We start from the raw sequence: 23,933 nt of genomic DNA, 5'->3' as shown, positions 1-23,933 counted from the left end.
ACTAATTAAAATAATCCTCCAGTTTACGCATGGCTGTTTCCAGGCAGAATACAACCACGTGGTCGTATGCCTGAATCTGAGTGTCTCCTTTGATCATCATCGGTTCTCCGTCCCGTATCAATCCTCCCAGCGTCAGATCCTTCGGAAGATGTAAATCTTTCACCTGTTTGCGGGTAATCTTTGAATCGGGGCGGGCTACCAACTCCGCCACATCGGCGTTGGCGAAAGTCAGGAACTTCACGTTCGACACATCGGCATCCAGCAGGAACTGATAGATATGGCTGGCAGCGATCAGCTTCTTGTTGATCACCGAACCGATATCCATATTCTCCGCCAGCGGAATATAGTCGATGTTCTCGATCTTGGCAACCGTCTTGAATACGCCGAAACGTTTGGCAGCCAGACAAGCCAGGATATTCGTACTCGAATTGTCCGTCAGGGCGACGAATGCCTGCGCATCCTTGATACCCTCCTGCATCAGCAGCTCCGTATCACGTCCGTCGCCGTTAATGATCAGGACGTTGCTCGGAACAACCTCGGCTATGCGGTGACTTTTCTCTTTGTTTGTCTCCAGTATCTTTACACGGATATTATTCGGCAGATACTGGCTGGTACGGATGGCAATGCGGCTGCCTCCCATGATAAAGACCTTTTTCACTTCGGGGTCCTTTTTACCGGCATGCATCTGCACGTCCTTGATATGTTCTTTGGTAGTCGTGAAAAAAACGATATCGCCGGGCAGGATAAAATCGGTACCGCGTGGGATAATCGTTTCATATTGCCGTTTGATGGCAACGATATGGTATAGTTTCTGTTCGTTCAGCAGTTCGACCAGCTGTTTGTTTACCAGCCGGGAGTTCTCGCGGACCTTTACGCCCAGCAGGATCAGGGCACCTCCGAACAGTTCCCAATATTGACGGGTCCATGGTCGGCGTATTGCGCTGACAATCTCTCTGGCAGCCAGCATCTCCGGGTAGATCATCGAGTGGATACCCAGTTTTTCGAACAGTTCCTTGTTTTTGGGTAACAGATATTCGTAGTTATTGATACGTGCCAGAGTCTTGCGTGCACCGAGCTTGGAAGCCAGGATGCTGGCAGCGATATTCGTCGTTTCTTCGGGAGTAACGCTGACGAACAGGTCTGTCTTTTTTATACCGGCTTCTTCCAGGTCGCGGATCGAAGTCGGATTTCCAACCATCGGAAGTATCTCCATGTTGGAATTGGTGATATTCAATCGTTCCTCACTCGGGTCCATCAGGATGATATCCTGCTTTTCCTGAGATAACATCTTCGCGAGATGCGTACCCACTTCGCCTGCCCCGGCAATAATAATCTTCATTTTGTTAATTGTTACTCATTCCGTTTGCCGTGTCGCCCGGCAAAACGGCATTAATATTTAATCGTTCATCATCTTTCGTATCTCCCCGGCTATACTTCCGGCATCCAGGCCGCATAATTTATAAAGTTCGGGGATAGATCCGTGTTCAATGAATGTGTCGGATATACCGATGCGCTTCACCCGCGGAGTATATCCGTTGTCTGCCATAAATTCAAGAACGGCTGTTCCCAGTCCGCCCTTTACTACACCGTTCTCCACGGTGATGACACGCTTAAACTTCTTTCCGACCTCATGTAATAATTCTTCATCGATCGGTTTCAGATAAATCATGTCGTAATGGGCAACCGACAGTCCTTCGCCTGCCACTTCCTCTATTGCCTTTATCACTTCGTTTCCGATCGGTCCGATAGATAAAACAGCCAGGTCATTTCCTTCGTTCAGTTTTTTACCTTTTCCTATGGGGAGCACCTGCATTTCGTTGCGCCAGTCTTTTTTCTCTCCTTTTCCGCGTGGATAGCGGATCACGAAAGTACCTGCAGCCTCTTTATAGCCGGTGTACATCAGATTCCGCAGATCCAGTTCGTTGAGCGGCGAAGAGATTGTCAGGTTAGGGATCGGACGCAGGTAAGCCAGGTCGAATACCCCGTGATGCGTAGCTCCGTCTTCACCGACCAGTCCGGCACGGTCCAGGCAGATTACCATATGTAACTTTTGTAACGCCACATCGTGTATCAGGTTATCGTACGCCCGTTGCATAAACGACGAATAGACATTGCAGAACGGGATCATCCCTTCCTTGGCAAGTCCGGCGGAGAACGTCACCGAATGTCCTTCGGCGATCCCTACGTCGAATGCCCGCTGCGGAAATGCCTTCATCATATAGATCATGGAACTTCCGGTAGGCATGGCGGGAGTAATACCCACGATCCGTTCATCCTTTTCTGCCAGTTCAACCAGGGTATGTCCGAAGACATCCTGATACAGTTGCGGCTCGTCCAGCTTGTGGACAATGATCCGCTCTCCCGTCTCTTTGTTGAACTTGCCCGGAGCATGCCATTCGGTGGCCGACTCCTCGGCAGGCTTGAATCCTTTGCCTTTCTTTGTTTTGATATGCAATAGTTTCGGACCTTGCAGGTCTTTTATATCATTCAGCACCTTGGTCATATAATTGATATCATGCCCGTCGATGGGGCCGAAATAACGGATGCTGAATCCTTCGAAAAGGTTATGTTGTTGTGTGAGCAGCGCTTTGAGGCTGTTGTTGAAGCGCAGGATGTTTCCCCGGCGGTCGTTGTTGATCAGCTTCATCTTCCGCAACCCCTTGTACACATCGTAACGCATTTTGTTGTAAGCCTGGCTGGTCGTGATGTCTACCAGGTACTGGCTCAATCCTCCCACGCAATTGTCGATAGCCATATCGTTGTCGTTGAGGATAATCAGCAGGTTGTTGGGGTTGGCAGAAGCATTGTTCAATCCCTCGAATGCCAGTCCGCCTGTCATGGCACCGTCGCCGATGACGGCAATGACGTGACGGTTGTGCTCTTCTTTGAGTTCCGAGGCAACCGACATACCCATCGCAGCCGATATGGAGTTGGAGGCATGTCCGGCAATGAAAGCGTCATACTCACTTTCTCCCGGGTTAGGAAAGCCACTGATGCCTTTGAATTTCCGAAGCGTATGGAAAGCTTCCCGGCGTCCGGTCAGTATCTTGTGCCCGTAAGCCTGATGGCCGACGTCCCAGACAATCCGGTCGTATGGGGTATTGAATACATAATGCAGAGCAACGGTCAGTTCGACTGTCCCCAGGCTGGCTCCCAGGTGTCCGGGATTTTCAGAAAGTATATCTATAATGTATTGACGCAACTCTGCACATACCTGGCCCAATTTTTCAGGAGGCAACTTGCGCAAATCCTCCGGATAATTTATGACGTTCAATATATGTTCATCCTTGCAATCTATCATGTCCGCTAATTTTTGTGGCAAATGTAAAGAATTAACGGCATATAAAATAGTTTTGGCTGGGCATTTCTTAGTTTTCTTATTTTCGGGGGAACGGAAGCCGGGGAAATAGCTTTCTGAAACGGATCAGATAAGCTGTGACATTGCTTCCGGCAATGATCAGCGTTACTGCCAGGATGATCATTATAATTCCGCAACCCAGCCGGGGGGTCAGCACTTCACCGAAGATGGTTACTCCGAAGAATACGGCAGTCAGAGGTTCCAGCGCTCCCAGGATGGCAGTCGGTGTAGAGCCGATATACTGGATCGCCTGCGTGGTGCACAGGAAGGATATGGCGGTGGGAAAGATTGCCAGGGCCAGTAAATTACCCCACAGGTACCAGTCCTCGACAATGCGCAGGCTTTTTCCGAAATCTATGCGGATCAGAAAGAGCAGCATTCCGAAAAGCAAGATGTAGAAAGTCAGTTTAAGTGTCGCTATATCCTTCAGTCTCGGACGGTTCACGCCGACAATGTAAATGGCGTAGGACAGTGCGGACCCCATGACCAGAAGTACCCCTGTCGTACTAAGCGTTGCGCCGCTTCCCGTTTTGTAGAGTAAACTGATACCACCCAAAGCCAGCATAATACATAAGACCGTCTGCAGGGTCAGCTTCTCTTTAAAGAGCAACGACATAATGAGGGCTACCATGATCGGATAGACGAACAGCAAGGTCGACGCAATGCCGGCTTCCATATAATTGTAACTCAGGAACAACGCCAATGAAGAAAAAGCGACCAGGAATCCCAGGACGATCAATGGCGGTATATCTTTCCGGCATAGCTTAAAATTCCTGCCTCTTGCTTTCAGCATGATTCCCAGCACGGGGATGGCAAACAGGTATCTGAAGAAAAGTACCGAGTCAGGATCCATTCCCGCCTTGTACAACGGAAGAGCAAAAAGGGGATTCATACCGTAAGTGGCTGCTGCGATCGCCCCCAGCATGTACCCTTTAACCTTTGCATTCATATAGGTAGATATTAGCTAATTTATATATCGATAATGGCGGGCAAAAGTATATTGTCCTTTTTACATATACAATACTCTTCTGTCTTTTTTGTTTTATCTAATACTATTTCTCGTACCTTTGCAGCATTTCAGGCGATCAGATTCAAGATGGTAAATAAATATGAAGAACGTTTGGGAACCGAGCGTATGTTGCCTTGGGTCTTTAGAATGGCACTCCCGGCTGTAGCAGCCCAATTCGTCAACTTGCTTTACAGCATTGTCGACCGTATTTATATCGGACATATACCGGGCATTGGAACGGATGCATTGGCAGGCGTGGGAGTAACCATCTCCCTCGTTGTGCTGATCTCTTCTTTCTCGGCGATTGTCGGAGGAGGTGGTGCGCCGCTGGCCGCCATTGCCCTGGGGCAGGGTGACCGCAAGCGTGCGGGAAAAATATTGGGGAATGGTTTCATTCTGCTGATCCTGTTTACCGTACTGACTTCTTCCATCGCCTATACCTTTATGGAGCCCATCCTGCTTTTTACCGGTGCTTCCGAGCATACGCTGGGGTATGCGGTCGATTATCTTTCCATTTATTTGCTGGGTACTATCTTTGTGGAGATTTCCACCGGATTGAACTCTTTTATCAATGCGCAGGGGCGGCCTGCCGTCGCTATGTGTTCGGTGCTGATCGGTGCTTTTCTGAATATCGTTCTTGATCCGATCTTTATTTTTGGGTTCGACATGGGAGTGAAAGGCGCTGCGTTGGCAACGGTGATCTCACAGGCTTGCAGTGCCATGTGGGTGTTGTTTTTTCTCTTTTCCCGACGCGCGTCTTTGCCTTTGGAATGGCGTTATATGAAGCTGGATAAAGGGATTGTGCTTTCGATGCTGGCTTTGGGTGTTTCTCCGTTTATCATGGCGAGTACCGAAAGCCTGGTCGGCTTTGTGCTGAACAGTAGTCTGAAAGAGTTCGGGGATATTTACGTCAGTGCCTTGACGGTGTTGCAGACTTCGATGCAGTTTGCGAGTGTGCCGCTGACAGGATTTGCGCAGGGTTTTGTCCCGATAGTTAGTTATAATTATGGCCATGGCGACAAGCAGCGAGTGAAGGAGTGTTTCCGTATCGCACTGGTCACAATGTTTTCTTTCAATCTGATCCTGATGCTGTTCATGATCTTATTCCCTTCCACAATAGCATCTGCTTTTACGAGCGACGCGAATTTGATAGAGACTGTACGATGGACGATGCCTGTCTTCCTGGGTGGTATGACCATTTTCGGATTGCAGCGTGCTTGTCAGAATATGTTTGTTGCCTTGGGGCAGGCGCGGATATCCATCTTCATCGCTCTGCTTCGAAAGGTAATCCTACTGATCCCGTTAGCACTGATATTGCCGCACTTTATGGGTGTGACAGGTGTGTATGCCGCTGAAGCCATCTCTGATGCTACCGCAGCCATTTGTTGTACGCTGTTATTCTTTTGGCAATTTCCGAAGATTCTGAAGAAGATAAAATAGGGCAAAATCAGGCAACGATAATGGCAAAAATCTCCCTTTTTTGAGTGACTGCTCCAAAACCGAAAAATGCTATATTGAAAATCAATGAGTTATAAATTTGCTTTATCGATTTATTACTTATCCGGAAAAGAGGTGAAATGATAGTTATTTTTCTGAGGTAGAATGTATTACTAATTGGCCGTAATGACGAGAAAAATCGTTCCTTTAAATTCGTCAGCAAAGTTACTGCATTTTTCCGAACCGCCAATACTTTACCAAATAATTTTCCTTTTCCTATATCCTTTCTTATCAACCGAATAGCAAAGTTTGTACAAAATAGCCGCTTCAACTCACGAATCCCCAAAAAATGACTAGAAAAAAGGAACGTTTAAACTCGTCATTTAACATTTCGACGATTCAACGGGACTTGTGAAAAGGCTTTTTAAGTAACACTATTATTAATATTAAATTAAAGATTTATGAACAAAAAGTTTTCTACGCTTGTAGCAACGTTACTGCTTAGCGGTGCGTTGTTTACTTTGAATGCTGCGACTTCTTTGACTGATTTTGATGCTTTGGCAGGTGTTGAACTTGCTGCAGACGGAAACAGTTTGAAGTTGACGGATAACGTTGTTTTAGAAAATCAGAAAGATTACTTACTGATTGATAAGGACAATTTCGTTTTAGATGGCAACGGCAAAGAATTAACCGGTCATGTCGTTATCACTGGTAAGAATGTGACCGTTAAGAATTTGACGATCAATTTTAAAAATACTTTTGCAGAAGGCGAAGACGGAACAGTTGCAGTTAATAAAACTGCTATTACTGTAATTGCTGATGGAGTAACATTGGAAGGTAATACTATTAATGGTTCTACAAACCATTTTTTGGTAAATGGTATCACTGTTTTTCCAACAGGAAATAAAGGTAAAATCGTTGTTAAGAACAATACAATCAAGAAAGCCGATGGTGTTGTAGGTGACACTTTTTCTACAGGTTTCCAAATTGCAGGCGATTACACTTTATCAGACACAGGTTGTGAATCCGTTACTGCTACAAATAAAACTGTAGCTGATTTGTCTACATTACAGTTGACCGTTTCTGGTAATAAGTATGAAATGTGTACAACTGATTTGAGTTACACAACGGGTTGGAGTGAAACTGAAGCAGCTAAACAAGGGGTAGTTATTGCTTCTCAGGTTACTCCTATTGTTGATGAAACAACTGGAAATATTACTAATGCTGGTGCTATTAAAGGTGCTGTAGAGAAAGCTGTAGAAGGAGCTTCTATCGTATTTAACGGAACTGCAGAACAATTAGCAGACGTGTTGGGTGATGTAGCTGTAAATATTCCGGTTAAATCTAATGACGGTATTGTTGTTACAGGTGTTACCTTGCCTGATGCAGAAGTGGATGGTTTTGAACTAGTAAAAACTCCGGCTGCAGATCAATATTATCTCTTGATTGTAAAAGGACAGGAATGGGATGGCGTTACAAACTTCGTCGTTACTGCTGATGAAAACGGCAAAGCAAAAGTGGTAAGTGCTAAAAATCTGACATCTTTGGCAACAGAGGCTAATCTATGGAAGATGGAACAAGCGTTAGATAAGGATGGTGACTATACATTTATCTTTACTAACAAAGCTGGTAAGAAAATGACAGTTGATGGTAAAGATTTCTTCCATTCTGTAGCTAATGCTCCGTATGATAACGGTGTTGTATTTGAAATGGATGGTGAAAACCTGACAGCTAAAAATAACCGTTACTTCGGTCTGTACAAATCAGGCTTGTATACATTGACTGCTAAAGACTTGTATTTCTTTGAAAAGACAGGCTTTACAATCACTGTTGATGGAAAGTTGGCTGGCGATCCGTTCACAGGCAACCGTCTGGCTCCGATGACTTGGAATGGTACTGAGTTTGTAAAAGCTGCTGATAGCGAAACAAATGTGTCTCTCCGATTCAAGAACACAGACGATGAATATGAATATATCGTAGCCAAGAAAACAAATGCAGGTGGTACGGCTGTTAACCAGTATGTATATGCCTTCACGACTGTTTCTGAAAAGGATTTGATCGCTGAACGTAAACTGGAAGCTAAGAAACGCACTATGTTCGACGTGTTCACAACATACCACAAACCGGTTAGTGCAGATGATAACTTAGAAACTTTGACAAGCATCGACAGCATGACTGTTCAGGTTTTGAATGAGGATAACCAGTTGCAAGCTGCTCCTGTTGGTTACTTCAAGCTGACAACTGACGGAACTAAGACTTTGGGTGCTTCTATTGATTACAAGTTGTTCCAAATCAAGATCAGCATGGGTAATAACGTTGTTGATCCGGTCGCTTTCTTGAAGAATGCTTTCTTCACTATCACGAAGTTGGATGAAAAGAACGGCAATAAGATATTGGCTGTAGATGGTTGTGGAAATTATGGTTTTGTTAAAGAAGCTGGTAATGTACTGGATACTCAGTGGGCAATCACTTATGATGAGAAATCTGAAGTTTATACAGTAACAAACCGTGAAGCTCAACATGTTGCACTTACATTTAACAAGAGACAATTGCGTGAAAACGAAGATAAGACAGACGATATCTATACAGACGGTGAAGACCTGTACAAGATTGAAGCTGTTAAAGATGCAAAAGAATCTGACGGTTACAACTGGCTGGGTGATGTGAAGAACCAACGTTATGCTATTGCTCACTTCTCTTCTGTATATGAAAATAATGCTTGGATTTCTGCAGACAAGGATGGTAATGCAATCTTGGATCTTGATAAAGAAGATGCTGTAGAAATGGTTGCTGAAAATAATGGTAAAGCTGATACAATCTATGTTGAAAGTGTAATCAATTATTATGAAGGTACAACGCTGAAAGAAGCTAAACACATGCTGAAAGTGCCTGCTTATTACTTCTATAATGTAGCCGGTGAAGGATTCGGTTATTTACCTGAAGGAGGAAAGGTGTCTGATCGGTTTGTATTTGGACTCGGTGGTTCTGATAAGTTAACAGTCCGTAAAGATGGTGACAAATTTATCTTACGTCTATCTAATACTTGCCAAAAGATCTATGCAGGTACATCTACCAACTTCTTGAGCAAATGTGGAATGTACGACATCAACAATAGCTTGTTCATTGTTGAAAATCTGAACCGTCCTGAATATCGTCGCTTGGGTGCAACTGTAGCTAACGATGGTTTCGAAGACATGAATGTTAACTTGGCTAAATTCTTCCGTACAAATGTTCCGAATACATTCTTGTATGAAAATACAATGAACCGCAATGCAAACAATGGCAACAGTATCGCTAAAGATAGCTTGAACTTCTTGGGTGAAGTGAACTTGTCAGACAAACCTGCTAATGCTGCTCTGCCTTTGTTCGTAGATACAGCATTCGTTCGCGAAGATGTAGCAACTGGCGAACCTACAACTAAACCGTTGTATATGCTGGCTGTACGTAACGGTGACTGGGTGGAAGATGAAATCGTAGTTGCTCCTTGTGATGCTACTAACCACCAGCATATAACAGCTGACGGTGAAAAGACTGAAGATGCAAGCAAGTGTATACATGCTACAACGAAGAAGATCCATTCTCGTACAGCTGATTACTTGGTAGCTTTGGATGATACTGCTTACGTAGCAGAAAACAAGCAAGCATTGTATCAGAAAAATGTTCGTCTAGCATTTGTTCCTGCAACTCACTTCGAAAACGATACAATGATTATCGCAAGCTCTGTATATAAAGGAACAAAAAAAGCTGTTAACGATACATTGAGCTTCGTAAATGAAAAGGGCGAACAGCAGATGAACGAAGCAACCTTTGCATTCCGCCTGGTTGACCCGGCTGCTGAAGACGGTGCATTCTATATGGAAGCAGTAGATAAACACGGTAATACTCGTTATGTACGTGTCCACAACAGTGTTCCTGTATTGGTTTATTCTCGTGATCAGGCTGCTACATTCAACGTTGAAGCAACTGAAGAAGCTGCTACATCTAACGAAGGTATCGAAGCAACAGGTGTTAAGGTTGTTGCTACTGAAGGTGCCGTAATCGTTAAGGGTGCTGAAGGCAAGAAAGTATCTATCAGCAACGTACTTGGTCAGACAATTGCCAACACAGTAATCACTTCTTCTGAAGCAACTATCTCTGCTCCTGCAGGTGTAGTCGTAGTAGCCGTAGAAGGTGAAGCCGCTGTTAAGGCAATCGTAAAATAAGAAACTATTTATAATCAATAAATTTAAATTGACTGCGTGGGGATATCGAACCAAGTATCCCGTGAGGGTGAACAAGCGGCGAGTATTAATACTAAAGTAATGAAATAAAGTTCTTCTGTTCGATCTCTGTGAAGAGCGAAGACAGACAAAAACAAGCCCCGACGGTTCACTCCGCCGGGGCTTCGTTTTTTATGTGCTACAGATTATCTGTGAAACCAATCATATAAAATAAATAAACATGAAAAAAAAGTAGATATCCTTCAGTTGAACGAAGCAGTCAGAGAACTGAGAGAACAGTGCGAACGGATGGAAGCCAATTTGCACGAAATAAACAAAAATGCAAGAATCATCAATCGGTTACTCGACCATGTTGATTTTGAAGAAAATCTGGTGGAAGTGGAGAAGATCGTTTTTCAGGGTGATACCAGCGAGTTTGTCGAACTCATTGCTCCCTTGCTCCGTAGTAACAAATGGCGGGTGAACGGGACATCGAAGGCGAAAAAGTTTCTGCGTGCCATCGATGAAGTTTTTAAGATTCAAAATAAGAAGATTCAGGGCTTTCTCAAATTCGACAGTCTCTATTCTGCTGTGAAAGAATATTTCGACAGCTACTTCCCCGACGATCCTTTTTCGTAAAAAAAGGAAAAAAGCAGGAAGCTATCCAATAGCTTCCTGTACCTTTGAAATATACCGGATAACCGGTAAACCTCCTAAATCTAAATGATATGATAGAAGCAACTCTTTTCACTAGTTTCAGGTATTGTCAGGGTAACAAGCCGCTTATCGAGATTCTCTACGACATCCGTGACGGAAAGTATGAAACAACTGTCAGCCTGCACCAAGCTGCGTTGAAAGCAGGCGACCGGGCTACCGCCGACCGGATCAAACGTTCGCTCAACGCTTTTACCGTCTCTGCTACCTACCGGAATGTACGTAAGGAAACTGACATCACCCGCTACAATCCGCTTTTGATCCTTGATATCGACCATCAGCCGGTGGAGACCATCGCTCGCCTGCGCGCGACGATCAATGAGTCTGTCTATACAGTTGCCAGCTTTCTGAGTCCCGGCGGACAAGGGCTGAAAATTATCACCTGGTCAGCCGTGAATATCGAACTGCTCCCGAAGAACCACCGGATCATTTACAATACGATCAAAGTTTGGTACGAACAGCTGCTAGGTGTGGAGATCGATGCTTCGGGAAGCGACGTGGGCCGCCTTTGCTTCGTATCCAGTGATCCGTCGCTTTATATCTCTCCCCGTTTCGACGACTGGCAGGATGCCGGCGAAGCGTTACCCGACGACCTGCCGCTGCTGCCTCCCCGAGGGCAGGAAGCGAAACTTCCGAAGCCTGCACGTACTGCCATCGGTTTGTTTGAAAAGGCACGTAAGCAACTCGACAAACAGGAACGGTATGAGGAAGGCAACCGCAACAACTACGTCTATCATTACGCTTGTCTCTGTAACCGCCTGGGAGTACCCGAGCAACGGCTGGCAGACTATTGCGGGGAAAACTTCACCGATCTTTCCGCCGAAGAAGTACTCAGCGCGATAACAAGTGCCTATAGCCACAAAGAGGAACACAATACCAATTCGAAGAAGGCGAACGGGAAGAAAGTAGAGTGTATCCAGGAATATCTGTCAAAGCATTTCTACCTGCGGAAGAATGTCGTCCGTAACCTGGTGGAATATCGTGATAAAAGAGCCAAAAGCCAGAAATACCATCCGGTCACCGATTACTGGGAAAACACGGTCTGGTGTAACCTTCAGCTGAACGGTATCTTCTGTAAAATCTCGGAGTTGCGTTCGGTGATCCATTCCGGTTTCAGCAAAGAGTTCGATCCTTTCAAATCCTATTTCAGCAAGCTGCCCGCCTGGGACGGGGAGACCGACCATATTGCCTGGCTAGCTTCGACCGTCAGCACCACCCGCCCTGAATACTGGTTGACCTGTCTCCGCAAATGGCTTGTTGCCGCCGTAGCGTGCGCCATAGACACTAATATGGAGAATCATACTGTATTGCTGCTGAGTGGGGGACAGGGATTGGGAAAAACAACCTGGTGCCGTAACCTGGTACCGCCCGAACTGCGCGAGTACACCTATTCCGGTAATCTCGATCCCTCTTCGAAGGATGCTTCCCTGCTTCTGAGTGACTGCTTCCTGATCCTCCTGGACGAGCTTTCGGGACAGAGCAGCATGGAACTGAACCGGCTGAAGGCGATGATCACAAAAAACTATGTGCACGAGCGGCGTGCCTATGCACATAATTCGGAGACCTACGAGCGGCGTGCGTCGTTTGCCGCCACGGTGAATGACAGTCAGGTGTTGAGCGACCGTACCGGTTCGCGTCGTTTCCTTTGTTTCGAAGCGGCGCGGATAGACTATCTGTCTCCTGTCGATTATAAGAACGTGTATGCTCAGGCATTGGCTTTGTATAAGGATGGTTTCAAATGTTGGTTCTCTGATACCGATATTACGGAGATCAATGCAAACAACGAACCTTTCCAGCAGAGTAGTCCGGAAGAAGAGCTGTTCTATACTTATTTTCGTAAACCCCGTCGTTTTGAGGCTTTTTTGCAGTTATCCAGCAGTGAAATCCTGGCTAAAATAGCCGAAAAGACACGTATGCCCATTACAAAAATCAACGTGGTTAACCTCGGAAAAATGCTGAAAAGGGCAGGTTTCGAACATTTTGTTCGTAATGGCAAACGTCTTTTTACTGTCATAGAGCTCACGTTCGACGAAGTGAAATCTATCCAGCAGGGAATCTCTTCCTATGAAATAGGTGCTGATGAACCGGTTGATAAACAATATGAACATGCTGATGATGAACCTGGGAAAGAGAATGAAAATCCGCAAATATCCTTGCCTTTCTAATGTTTCCGGGTGGAGAAGGTGGAGATGAAAACGTATTTCCCTACTTTTAATATATTGTATATTCCCATTTAGCATCGGTACCCCTCCAAATGCCTCCAACTATTTATAAAAGTTACCCAAAACACCTTTTTATCTCCACCTTCTCCACCCGAAATCGTCCCGTACCCTTTTCCGAAACAGCTCTTGACCGAAAAAAAATAGCTCCCGACCCGTTTCTTTTCGGTCGGGAGCTATTTTTATTATAATCAAAAGACTATTTCAAGATGAAGTTTAGCTCCTAAACCTTTCTCTACAATATCGAAAAGTGTTTTCAGGGTGATATTACTCGCATCATTTTCAACTCTTGAAATATATGAACGCTTTTTATTCACAAGTGCACCTAATTCTTCCTGCGTTATTGCTTTCTTTTCGCGAGCCTGGCGAAGTAGCAATCCGATTTTTAAGGATTCAAACTCTCTTTCAAGTTCGTCTCTGCGTTGTGTTCCGATTTCACCATAAACACTATCCTTAATATCGCTCCATGATTTTATATTATTTTCCATATTCTGGTTGTGACAGCAAAAACTGTTCAAAATAATCTTTATAGGCAATAATTGTTCTTACTTTTTTCATAGCTGGCTTTTTATTTTGTTACAAAGGTAACTTATAAGTTACGATAAGGCAAATAAAAATGAAATATTTTTTGATTATTTTTTAAGGTTCTCCTAAATGTTCCACAATACATTCTACCTGTTTAGGGGTGAAGCAGCGTGTTCCCGGATGGTAACCCAGGGCGGTTAGTTTTTCTTTGAGGATGCCGTGATGGTTGATCCAGCGCCAAAGTTGCATGATGGCTCCGCGATGGGAGAGGTGGGGATTGTATAGTAGGGCTAGTTCGCCGACACCGTATGCCCGGATGATAAATGTTTTTTGTTCCATGGTTTCTGTGTTTTTTCTACTGTAAATATAGCTATTAAGAGTAAGATAAACAAGGCTTTAATCGATTAATAAACGAAATAAAGTGTCGCATCGTCACGTCCCGTCATCCCAGGTTTCAGTAGGGGTATTCGGCTGCCGTATCTTTACATTGTAATTAATTACAACGCGATTTATCAACTATTAAAAACAATACAGATTATGGCAGTACAGTATCATTTGGTTCTCAGAAAAAACATGAGTAAAGAAGTAGAAGCAGGTAAGGAAAAGCTTTATATGCCCAGACGCGTGCAACGCGCACCTGTGGCTTTGAAGAATTATGCGATCTGATTGCGGAGAGTTCAACGGCATCGAGCGGTGATGTCAAAGTGGTTCTCGACCGCATGGTTAAATTTGCAACGAAGGCACTCGAACGTGGTGAAGTGATACAGCTTGGGGAACTCGGTAGTTTGCAGCTGATTATGGGGAGTAAGGGTAGTGAGACTGTGGAAACTTTCTCTTCAACCTTGCTGAAGAAAGCACGTTTATGTTTCCGTCCCGGTACCCTTTTGCGGAACACGACGCAAACAGCAAAAGGAGAGCGAACAACTATCAATATCACACCGTCCAAAGACGACGGTGAGGACGATCGCCCGGTAATTGAATAGTAATCCTAAAAAGAAAACAGCCTCAGAATAAATCTGAAGCTGTTTTCTTTTGATTTGTAATTTGTTATCAAAGAATTCGTTATCTTTGTGGAAGTGTGTAATCAAAATTTTAGCGATATGGAAAATAAGATTGTAATATTCAGAGATAATGAAATGACACTGGAAGTGCCGGTGTCAATCAATGAAAAAACCGTATGGTTAAACCGTCAGCAGATGGCTGAACTTTTTGATAGAGATGTGAAAACGATTGGTAAGCACATTACCAATGCTCTGCGCGAAGAATTAGAAGGTGAAGTGGTAGTCGCAAAATTTGCGACCACCACACGTCATGGTGCTATTGAGGGAAAAACTCAGGTTCGACAGACGGAATTTTATAATCTTGATGTGATTATTTCGGTAGGGTATAGAGTTAAGTCAAAACGAGGTGTGGTTTTTCGTAAGTGGGCTAATTCTGTCTTAACAGACTACGTCATCAAAGGTTATGCCATTAACGACCAACGTTTGCAACAGCTTGGTGAAGTTATCCGTATCATGAAACGCACTCAGAACGCTCTTGATGCCAAACAAGTGCTGAACGTGATTGAGAATTATAATACGGCACTGACCCTGCTTGATGATTACGACCATCAATGCATGCAACGTCCTAAGGGAAGCGAAGCAACCTATGTACTGACTTATGAAGAATGCCGGAATATTATTGACCAAATGCGTTTCAATGCCGATTCGGACTTGTTCGGGCATGAGAAGGACGATTCTTTTAAAGGCAGTATCGGTAATGTTTATCAAAGTTTTGCTGGAGAGGATGTCTATCCAACGCTACAAGAGAAAGCTGCCAATTTGCTCTATTTTGTCACCAAAAATCATAGCTTTAGCGATGGCAACAAACGTATTGCGGCTACTGTCTTTCTCTATTTCTTGGATAAGAACGGTATTCTTTACGATGAAGACGGACAGAAGCGCATTGCTGATCATACGTTGGTGGCACTGACTATTATGATTGCTGAGTCGAGAACGGAAGAAAAGGAAATGATGGTTAGTATTATTATGAATTGCATATAAAAAGTAGTAACCCTGTTTCAACAGGCTTTTTAACATAGTTATCAACAGGTTAATTTATTGATATTAGTTGCTTTAACTGTTTTGTTGATAGGATATGAACAAAAGCTTGTAACACGGTTGTGAATAACTTAGGCGGGTTATAAAAAGAAAACAGCCTCAGAATAAATCTGAAGCTGTTTTTTTTTGAGTGATCCGCCTGGGGTTCGAACCCAGGACCCCATCCTTAAAAGGGATGTGCTCTACCTGCTGAGCTAGCGAATCATCCTGTGCATACTTTGTATTGCGGTGTGCTTTACTTCTGTATTGCGGGTGCAAAGGTAGGGTTTATTTTTTAATTTGCAATAGCTGATGGATATTTTTTTGAAAAAAGTTACTTTTTTTCTTTCTTCTCCGGTTGAATATCGGCTGGCGGAGGAGGAATAATATCCCCTTCCAGCAAGATAAAACGCTTATAATAAGAGAGACAGAGTGTCGTAAGCGGTAATGCGATGATCAATCCGATAAATCCGAGTAAAGTTCCCCAAATGGATAAAGAAAGAAGAATGATGGCAGGATTCAGGCCCATCGCTTTTCCCATGATACGGGGCGTGAGGTATAAATCCTGGATGCACTGGACAATTCCGAGTATCAGCAATCCCGATCCGAAAATGATCCAGAAATTTTGTCCTGTCTCTGCCGACTTCAGTAAGCTGAGGATAATCATCGGGATCAGTCCGATCGTTTGCAGGTAAGGGATCAGGTTAAGTACTCCGATAAACAGCCCGAGTGTAACCCCCAACGGGAAACCTACAATCTTGAATCCGATAGCCAGCAGGACACCGACACACAATGCGATCAGCGACTGGCCGCGGAAATAGCGGTTCATGCTCTGCTCCACGTCGTCGGCAAGCCCTTTGGCGAAAGGACGGATATGCGCCGGGATCAGGTTGATCCATCCGTTGGCTATCTTCTCGTAATCCAGCAGGATGAAAATGAAATATAACAGGATCACAAAGATAATCGTTATGCTGAAAAGGATGGAGAAAGTGTTCGACAGGATATTCCATACTTTGGGAGCCAGCTGCTTGATGGCATTCTGTATGTTCTCGCGGCTGAGAAGCTCCATCAGCTGGTTGATGTCCACATTGGTTTCCAGATACGTGATCCAGGACTCGGGGATCAACGGGATATATCCTTCACCCGGATTGTGCGTACGCATCAGGCTGAGAGTTCTCTCGGCTTCCTGGGCGATGGAGGGAACAACCAGTGCAGCTGCCGTACCGATAACGAGCGAAGCGCAGATGATCACGGCTATGATAGCCAGGATACGGCTTTTCAGCTTCAGCTTGTATTGGAAAAACTTCACGAAAGGTTGCATCATATAAGCCAGCAACCATGCGATCAGGAAGGGAAGCAACGCGGTCCGCAGTATGGTGATCAGATAGAGCAATGCGCCGATGATGACGATACTGAATACGATACGTGTGACACGGTCGAATGTAAATGGCCTTTCAAATAATGAGTTCATATTTTAATTTTTATCTTTGCCTGTGACAAAGATAAAATAAACTGGAATAGGATAATAAGATGATAAAGAAAATATTATGTGTAGCTTTGCTGTTAGGCTGCCTTTCACAGCCGAAGGCACAGACTCTCCAACCTGTAAAACAATTGCTGAATGCCCCTTATATGAAGGGGGCGACCTTCTCCATTGTGGTGAAAGATGTGCAGGATGGAAAAACGGTTTACAGCTATGACGAGGATCGTGAGGTTTCTCCGGCTTCTGTCCTGAAAACGGTCGCGACGGCTACGGCTCTCGAAATATTGGGAGACGATTATCGGTACGCTACGTCGCTGGAGCATGACGGGAGTATCAAAGAGGGTGTCCTGAACGGAAATCTGTATATCAGGGGAGGCGGTGACCCGTCGCTGGGGTCGTCGCATTTCGCTCCCGACAGGAATCGTTATACGCCCGCACAGAATACCTTTATTCCCGAATGGATAGCGGCGCTGAAGAAGGCGGGTATCCGGAAGATCACCGGGGCGGTGGTGGCCGACGAACGTATTTTCGATACGGAGGGTGCTTCTATCAAATGGCTGCGGGAAGATATGGGGAATTATTATGCGCCGGGAAGCTATGGGCTTTCGGTGTTCGACAATATGTATAAGTTGTCCCTGAAGACGGGGGCTGCCGGAACTCGTCCGGAGGTCGTTGGGACTGATCCGGCAATTCCTTCCCTGCGGTTTATCAATTATCTGAAAGCGGCGGCGTCGGACAGTGCTTATATAATCGGTGCCCCGTTGTCCGGCGAGCGTTATTTACAGGGTGTCGTTCCTGCTAACCGTGAGAATTATGTGTTGAAAGGCGATATTCCCGATCCGGCTTTGTTTCTGGCGGAATATCTGACCGGTTGCCTTGAGCGCGAAGGTATTGTGGTAGGAAAGGAGCCGACTTGTTACCGGATCGAATCGGAAGCCGGCCGGTGGAAAACAGTCGAGAGGAAGCCGGTTGTAACGACTTATTCGCCAACATTGAAAGAGATTGCGAGCGTGACGAATCATGTCAGTCATAATTTGTTTGCGGATGCACTGGTGAAAACGGTCGGTCTGCAATATGTTCCCCGGAAAAACGAGGTGATCTCTTCTTTCGGACGGGGTGTGCAGGTGGTACTCGATCATTGGAGGAAGAAGGGGCTGGATGTATATCCGTTGCGGATGCATGACGGCAGCGGACTGGCTCCAGCCGATAAGGTATCGGCTGAGTTTATTGCTGATCTGCTGGTGTATATGGCGACAAAATCGGAGGTTTCCGAGGCATTCTTCGAGTCATTGCCGCAGGTGGGTGTGGAAGGCTCGGTCCGCAACCTGTTGAAAGGAAGCAAGCTGCAAGGGAAAGCTCGTTTGAAGAGTGGCGGGATAACGGGAGTACGTAGTTATGCCGGGTATATAGACAAAGACGGCAAACGCTATGCTGTTGCCGTTTTCTCCAATAATTATTCCTGTAGCATGGGGCAGATGACGAAGGGGCTGGAAAAGTTGCTGTTGCAACTTTTCTAAGGCAGTAGCGACCTCTGTGCCAGAAACTCCATGAACTTCTGTTTGTAGTTGTCGGAGATGGGGATATATTCTTTGCCGAAGACGATGCGGTTGCGTTCGATCACTTTGATCTTTTCCGGCTGGACGATGAAGGAACGGTGTACGCGGATGAAACGGTTGGTCGGCAGCATGTCTTCCAGGCTTTTCATGCTCATCAGCGAGAGGATCGGATGCGGTTCGCCTTCGATGAATATTTTGACATAATCTTTCAGTCCTTCGATGTATAATATCTTGCGGAGTTCGACCTGCACCAGTTTGTATTCTGTCTTGATAAAAATGCTTTCGATCGATGACTGGGGTTGTGCTGCCGGGGCGGTCGGCTGGCCGTCTTTTCCGGGATCTGCTTTCCCCTCTTTCCCTTCCCGCAACAGTTCGTACCATTGCAGTGCCTTGTTGGCCGATTTCAGGAAGTCGGCATAACTGATCGGTTTCAGCAGGTAATCGAGAGCGTTTACCTTGTAACTGTCGAGTGCATATTGGCTGAAAGCCGTTGTGAAGATGATCCGTGTCTCGGCTTCCAGTATGCGGGAAAATTCCATGCCGTTGAGTTCGGGCATCTGGATGTCCAGGAACAGGAGGTCGACAGGCTCTTTGGTGAGTATGGGCAGGGCATTGACCGCACTGTTGTATTTCCCGGCAAGTTCCAGGAACGGGGTCTTGTTGACATAACTTTCCAGCAGGCTGATTGCCAAAGGCTCGTCGTCGATGATTGCACAAGTCAGTTTCATAAATAATACTTATTTAGTTGACAGTTGACAGTTGACGGTTGACAGTTATTTCGGCTTTTACCGATTTGTTTACCGGATGCGAAGCCTAACTGTCAACTGTCACTTGTCAACTGTCAATTGATTTGTATTTCCAGCATGCTATGATAACTGTCACCGTCTACACCGCATGAGAAAATATGTTTGTTCGGATAAATTAATTCAAGCCGTTTGCGCAGGTTCTTGATGCCGATTCCCGAACCGCTCTTGTCCTGTTCCGCATCTTTGGGGAAATAACTGTTTTTCAGGATGCAGACAACCAGGTCGCCGTTCTGGTGTATATCCAGATGGATGAACGAGGGCTGGCTGTTGCTGACGCCATGTTTGAAGGCATTCTCGATCAGGGAGATGAACAACAAGGGGGCGATCATGGCATCCGGCTGGACGGCGGATATCTCCGTTTTCAGTTCCACATGCTCCGGCAGGCGGATGCGCATCAGTTCCACATAGTTGCGGATAAAATCCAGTTCGCTTTCCAGCAAGACGTGCGGCTGGCTACTGTCGTAAAGGACGTAACGCAGCAGGCGACTCAGGTCGTGGACGGCTTCTTGTGCTCGTTCGGGACTGAAAGCGATCAGGCTGTAGATATTGTTGAGCGTGTTGAACAGGAAATGTGGGTTCAGCTGGCTTTTCAGGTTCTGAAGTTCGGCTTCCGCCCGGCTCTTCTCCAGTTCGCGGCGCATGGATTCTACCTGATACCAGCCGCTCGTCATCTTGATGGCGACACTCAGACCTGCCACCAGCGCATACAGCATGGCATTGACGAGGAAGAAGCCGATGATCTCCTGCAACTCCCTTTCCGGACGGTGCGGGCGGTGTATCTCCGGCGGCGGAAGCAGTTGCATCAACAGATGTACCGCCAGCATCGCAAAGGCGATCAGCAGGACGTTGCTGAGGAAGAACTTCCATCCGTGGCGTGAAAACAGATAACGGTTTACCAACAGGAAATAGTTCACATAGAAAACCATCATGAACGAAAGCGGAACGATGACGGAGCGCAGATAGCTGATCACCGTCAGTTCCTGTGATTCCCTGCCCGTAAAGAAGAACGGCAGGCCGAACAAAATCCCCCAGGCAGCAATATGGATAATGCTGCCCATTCCCTTGAAAGGGGGAGATATATGCGTATGTGTTGTCGTTTCTGTTTTCATCTTTTACAAAGATATTAAATAATTTCTTATTCGTAACGGATTGCTTCGATCGGATCGAGCTGGGCGGCTTTCTTGGCCGGATACCATCCGAAGAAGACACCGGTGACGGTACAGACGGCGAATGAAAGCATAACGCTCCACGGTTGGATATAGATCGGGAAGTGGGCGACGCCGTTCACCACCAGGGCGGCTCCTACACCCAATACGACACCGATCAGTCCGCCGGTCACACTGATCAGGATGGATTCGATCAGGAACTGGGCGAGGATGTCGATCCCTTTTGCCCCGATACTCATACGCAAGCCGATCTCGCGGGTACGCTCCGTGACGCTGACATACATGATGTTCATAATCCCGATACCACCAACGAGCAACGAAATACCCGCCACAGCCGCCAACAGCACGGTCATCATGTCCGTAGTACTTGTCAACATCGTGCTCAACTCCTGCTGACTACGGATGGTAAAATCATCATCGTCACTTTCCTTCAACTTATGGTTGCGGCGCAGTATTTCCGTTATCTCGTCAATGGCCTGGTCGGTGTATTCCTCTTTGAGGGCCGAACAGGTGATGCCTTGCAGATGGGTGATGGCCAGAACTTTTTTCTGAATAGTTGTGTATGGAGCTAAGATTAGGTCGTCCTGGTCCATTCCCATGCTGTTGTATCCTTTGCTTTCCAGCACGCCTACGATGCGGAAAGGTAATTTCTGAAAGCGTATGACTTTGCCGACGGGGCTTTCGCCGTTGGAAAAGAGGTTGTCGACTACGGTTTTACCGACTACACAGACCTTCGCTGCTGTCTGGATGTCCTGTTCGGTGAACATATCGCCGTCTTCCACCTTGTAACGGCGGATTTCGAGATAGTCGGGACTGATACCGTAGACGGTGGTCGGGGCGTTGTTGGCTCCGAAGATGGCTTGTCCGCTGCTGTTGACCGAAGGGGAGACGGCAGAGACGTAACGGGTTTCGTCGACGATGTTCTGATAGTCTTCCAGCTTCAGTGTCTCCATAGCGGAAGCATCCTGACGGACACCTCCCCGGACATCGGCACCGGGATGTATCATGATCATATTCGAGCCCATCTCGCTGATCTGTTCCTGTATGCTCCGCTTCGATCCTTGTCCGATGGCAAGCATCGTGATCACGGAGGCAACGCCGATGATGATACCGAGCATCGTCAGGAATCCTCGTAGCTTGTTGTTGGCAAGGGCACGGAGGGCTATTTTTATGAGGTTTGTTCCGTTCATTGTTTTGTATAATTTATCGTACAGTAAAGATAATATTAGGGGACGCAGATGACGCAGAATACGCAGATTGACGCAGACTTTTTATTTTCTTATTTAACACAAATCTGCGTTCATCTGTGTTCTCTGCGTCATCTGCGTCCCCTAATAGTTTATTTGTCTCAGTCTTCATTCTTTGGTAATTTGGATAAAGCCTCTGCTGCATCCAGGATGTTTGTATTGACCGTGTCGGCCGTTACATGTCCGTCACGCAGGGTGATGTTGCGGCTGCTGTACTGGGCAATTTCCGGGTTGTGCGTTACGAAGATGATGGTACGTCCTTCGGCATGCAGTTTCTGGAAGAGTACCAGGATCTCGAATGACGTACGTGTATCCAGGTTTCCCGTTGCTTCGTCGGCAAGGATCACTGCCGGGTCGTTCACCAGGGCGCGGGCGATGGCTACACGCTGCATCTGTCCGCCGGACATCTGGTTGCTCTTGTGCATCAGGCGGTCGCCCAGGCCGACGGCAACCAATGCCTGCACGGCTTTCTCATGGCGGGCGGAGGCACTGAAGTTGGGGTTGTACATCAGAGGTAGTTCTACATTTTCTACGGCTGTCGTTTTGGGCAACAGGTTGTAACTCTGAAAGACAAATCCGATCTTCCGGTTGCGCAGGGTGGCACGGGCATTCTTTCCCATCGTGCGGACGGAGACGCCGTCGAGATAATATTCGCCCTTGGTCGGTGTGTCGAGACATCCCAACGTGTTCAGCAGCGTACTTTTTCCCGAGCCGGAGGTTCCCATGATGGTGACGAACTCTCCTTCGTGTATCGTGAAGGAGACGCCACGCAGGGCATGGACGATCTCGTCTCCGACTTTGAAGTCACGCCTGATGTTATCTAATTTGATTATCTCTTTCATTGCTGTTGTTTTTAACTGTCAACTATCACTTGTCAACTGTCAACTATTTTTATTTCTTCTTCTTATCGCTTCCCGGAGGGCCAGGCATGAACGGACTCTTTTCCGTTGGGGCAGCGGCCTGTGCCGGTGTGTCCGAAGTAAGGTCGACAGCGATTTCTTCGCCTTCGTTCAGTCCGTCGATCACTTCGATCATATTGCCGCTTGTCGATCCGACAGTAACGGCTTTCGGGTGCAACTGCTGTCCTTCTTTAACCCAAACCAGACGTTTGCCGGCCGGTGCTTCCTGGGCACTGTTTTCGGCGATCAGGCCGGTGCCGACGAGTAGTTCTTCTTCCGGAACGAAACGTAACGACTTGGTCGGAATGGTCAGGACGTTATCGCGTTCGAGCGTGTAGATCGTCACGTTGGCTGTCAGACGGGGTTTCAGTTTCAGGTCCGGATTGTCGGCGGTAATCACTACTTCATAGGTTACGACCGTAGAGGATGAGCTGGTGGAACTGCTCGAACTGCTGCTACTGCTGTCGCCCAGGCGGATCTGCCAGACGGTTCCTTCGAATACATCGTTCGGATAGGCATCGACGGTAAAGCTGACGCGCTGTCCGTCGTGTACGTTGCCTATATCGGCTTCATCGACATCGGCGATCACCTGCATCTTGGTCAGGTCGGCGGCGATGGTGAACAGGGTCGGCGTTTCGAATCCGGCGGCAACGGTCTGCCCTTCTTCAACGGCACGGTTGATAACGACACCGTCGATCGGGCTGGTGATCGTGGCGTATTCGAGGTTACGGTTCACTTTGACCATCGCAGCCTGATTCTGTTCGTAAGAGGCTTTCGACTTTTCGTAATTGTAAGTCGCTGTCTCATAATCGGAGTCGCTGATCAGTTTCTTTTCGTAAAGCACCTTGTTACGTGCGTAATTCTTCTGCTGGTATTCGTATTCGCTCTTGCTGCTTGCCAGCTGGGCCTGGGCGGATGCCAGTTCGGCCTTCAGGTTTACTTTATCCATTTCTGCGATCAATTGTCCGGCTTTCACTACGTCGTTGTAGTCTGCGTACAGTTTGTCGATGATGCCGGATACCTGCGTACCGACTTCCACTTCCGTCACCGGTTCTACTGTTCCGGTAGCTGTCACTGTGTTTGAGATGGAGCTGCGGTTCACTTTGGCGGTTTCGAGGCTGATGCCGCCTTTCGACGATTTACCTGTAAAGAACCAGATTCCTCCGGCTACGACCAGCACGCCTGCTATACCGATAATAAGTTTCTTGTTCATATCTTTTTCTGTTTTTATTTTTTA

19 protein-coding genes and 1 tRNA gene are annotated in these 23,933 nt (G+C 46.4%); 8 read left to right on the top strand and 12 right to left on the bottom strand.

Annotated features, from left to right (window positions below):
• Position 1: 1 nt before the first annotated feature.
• From trkA to DXD68_RS08265, 3 genes are all read right to left on the bottom strand, one after another.
• Positions 2 to 1,339 (bottom strand): Trk system potassium transporter TrkA, encoded by a 1,338-nt coding sequence (gene trkA, locus DXD68_RS08275; protein WP_122361182.1) that lies wholly within the window; start codon positions 1,337 to 1,339, stop codon positions 2 to 4.
• 57 nt (positions 1,340 to 1,396) lie between these two features.
• Positions 1,397 to 3,301 carry a 1-deoxy-D-xylulose-5-phosphate synthase gene (gene dxs / locus DXD68_RS08270; protein WP_122361181.1) on the bottom strand — a complete coding sequence of 635 codons (1,905 nt, stop codon included), beginning with the start codon at positions 3,299 to 3,301 and terminating at the stop codon, positions 1,397 to 1,399.
• A 76-nt stretch (positions 3,302 to 3,377) separates the two neighbouring features.
• Positions 3,378 to 4,307: a DMT family transporter gene (locus tag DXD68_RS08265; RefSeq protein ID WP_122361180.1), complete on the bottom strand. Its 930-nt coding sequence runs from the start codon at positions 4,305 to 4,307 to the stop codon at positions 3,378 to 3,380.
• 147 nt (positions 4,308 to 4,454) lie between these two features.
• On the opposite strand from DXD68_RS08265, the gene DXD68_RS08260 reads away from it, so the two are divergent.
• From DXD68_RS08260 to DXD68_RS08240, 4 genes are all read left to right on the top strand, one after another.
• Entirely contained in the window at positions 4,455 to 5,807 is a 1,353-nt protein-coding gene (locus tag DXD68_RS08260) for an MATE family efflux transporter (protein WP_122361447.1), read from the top strand.
• Positions 5,808 to 6,265: 458 nt separating this feature from the next.
• A complete protein-coding gene (locus DXD68_RS24735) occupies positions 6,266 to 10,006 on the top strand; it encodes a DUF6383 domain-containing protein (RefSeq protein ID WP_122361178.1) in 3,741 nt (1,246 codons plus the stop codon).
• Positions 10,007 to 10,270: 264 nt separating this feature from the next.
• Positions 10,271 to 10,642 (top strand): hypothetical protein, encoded by a 372-nt coding sequence (locus DXD68_RS08245; protein ID WP_122361177.1) that lies wholly within the window; start codon positions 10,271 to 10,273, stop codon positions 10,640 to 10,642.
• Positions 10,643 to 10,731: 89 nt separating this feature from the next.
• Positions 10,732 to 12,882: a VapE domain-containing protein gene (locus DXD68_RS08240; RefSeq protein ID WP_122361176.1), complete on the top strand. Its 2,151-nt coding sequence runs from the start codon at positions 10,732 to 10,734 to the stop codon at positions 12,880 to 12,882.
• A gap of 245 nt (positions 12,883 to 13,127) precedes the next feature.
• On the opposite strand, the gene DXD68_RS08235 is transcribed toward DXD68_RS08240, so the two are convergent.
• Positions 13,128 to 13,424 (bottom strand): helix-turn-helix domain-containing protein, encoded by a 297-nt coding sequence (locus DXD68_RS08235; RefSeq protein ID WP_122361175.1) that lies wholly within the window; start codon positions 13,422 to 13,424, stop codon positions 13,128 to 13,130.
• Positions 13,425 to 13,575: 151 nt separating this feature from the next.
• Entirely contained in the window at positions 13,576 to 13,800 is a 225-nt protein-coding gene (locus tag DXD68_RS08230) for a DUF4248 domain-containing protein (protein ID WP_122361174.1), read from the bottom strand.
• 198 nt (positions 13,801 to 13,998) lie between these two features.
• Here DXD68_RS08230 and DXD68_RS24660 point away from each other — a divergent pair, with 198 nt between their 5' ends.
• From DXD68_RS24660 to rhuM, 3 genes are all read left to right on the top strand, one after another.
• Positions 13,999 to 14,127, top strand: a complete 129-nt coding sequence (locus tag DXD68_RS24660; protein WP_255419280.1) for a hypothetical protein — start codon at positions 13,999 to 14,001, stop codon at positions 14,125 to 14,127.
• Positions 14,124 to 14,444 carry a hypothetical protein gene (locus tag DXD68_RS08225; RefSeq protein ID WP_288200714.1) on the top strand — a complete coding sequence of 107 codons (321 nt, stop codon included), beginning with the start codon at positions 14,124 to 14,126 and terminating at the stop codon, positions 14,442 to 14,444. Before DXD68_RS24660 ends, DXD68_RS08225 begins: the two co-directional genes overlap by 4 nt.
• 117 nt (positions 14,445 to 14,561) lie before the next feature.
• Positions 14,562 to 15,503, top strand: a complete 942-nt coding sequence (gene rhuM / locus DXD68_RS08220) for a RhuM family protein (protein ID WP_122361173.1) — start codon at positions 14,562 to 14,564, stop codon at positions 15,501 to 15,503.
• 188 nt (positions 15,504 to 15,691) lie between these two features.
• Here rhuM and DXD68_RS08215 read toward each other — a convergent pair.
• Positions 15,692 to 15,764, bottom strand: a tRNA-Lys gene (locus DXD68_RS08215).
• A gap of 109 nt (positions 15,765 to 15,873) precedes the next feature.
• Positions 15,874 to 17,010 (bottom strand): AI-2E family transporter, encoded by a 1,137-nt coding sequence (locus tag DXD68_RS08210; protein ID WP_122361172.1) that lies wholly within the window; start codon positions 17,008 to 17,010, stop codon positions 15,874 to 15,876.
• Between the two features lie 59 nt (positions 17,011 to 17,069).
• Here DXD68_RS08210 and dacB point away from each other — a divergent pair, with 59 nt between their 5' ends.
• Complete coding sequence (gene dacB, locus DXD68_RS08205; RefSeq protein ID WP_122361171.1) at positions 17,070 to 18,539, top strand: D-alanyl-D-alanine carboxypeptidase/D-alanyl-D-alanine-endopeptidase; 1,470 nt, start codon at positions 17,070 to 17,072, stop codon at positions 18,537 to 18,539.
• Here dacB and DXD68_RS08200 read toward each other — a convergent pair.
• The 5 genes from DXD68_RS08200 to DXD68_RS08180 all read right to left on the bottom strand — a co-directional run bounded on the left by DXD68_RS08200 (position 18,536) and on the right by DXD68_RS08180 (position 23,909).
• On the bottom strand, positions 18,536 to 19,306 hold the full coding sequence (locus DXD68_RS08200; protein WP_122361170.1) for a LytR/AlgR family response regulator transcription factor: 771 nt from the start codon (positions 19,304 to 19,306) through the stop codon (positions 18,536 to 18,538). The two genes, dacB and DXD68_RS08200, sit on opposite strands and share 4 nt — an antisense overlap.
• Positions 19,307 to 19,419: 113 nt before the next feature.
• Positions 19,420 to 20,493: a sensor histidine kinase gene (locus tag DXD68_RS08195; RefSeq protein WP_122361169.1), complete on the bottom strand. Its 1,074-nt coding sequence runs from the start codon at positions 20,491 to 20,493 to the stop codon at positions 19,420 to 19,422.
• A gap of 26 nt (positions 20,494 to 20,519) precedes the next feature.
• Positions 20,520 to 21,740, bottom strand: coding sequence for an ABC transporter permease (locus tag DXD68_RS08190; protein WP_122361168.1), 1,221 nt, complete (start codon positions 21,738 to 21,740; stop codon positions 20,520 to 20,522).
• A 158-nt stretch (positions 21,741 to 21,898) separates the two neighbouring features.
• On the bottom strand, positions 21,899 to 22,639 hold the full coding sequence (locus DXD68_RS08185; protein WP_122351807.1) for an ABC transporter ATP-binding protein: 741 nt from the start codon (positions 22,637 to 22,639) through the stop codon (positions 21,899 to 21,901).
• 49 nt (positions 22,640 to 22,688) lie between these two features.
• Positions 22,689 to 23,909, bottom strand: coding sequence for an efflux RND transporter periplasmic adaptor subunit (locus DXD68_RS08180; protein ID WP_122361167.1), 1,221 nt, complete (start codon positions 23,907 to 23,909; stop codon positions 22,689 to 22,691).
• Positions 23,910 to 23,933 lie beyond the last annotated feature (24 nt).

This window comes from Parabacteroides sp. TM07-1AC, from assembly GCF_003480915.1.
Classification (GTDB): Bacteria; Bacteroidota; Bacteroidia; order Bacteroidales; family Tannerellaceae; genus Parabacteroides; species Parabacteroides chongii.
This window is presented reverse-complemented; position numbering and strand designations above follow the sequence as displayed.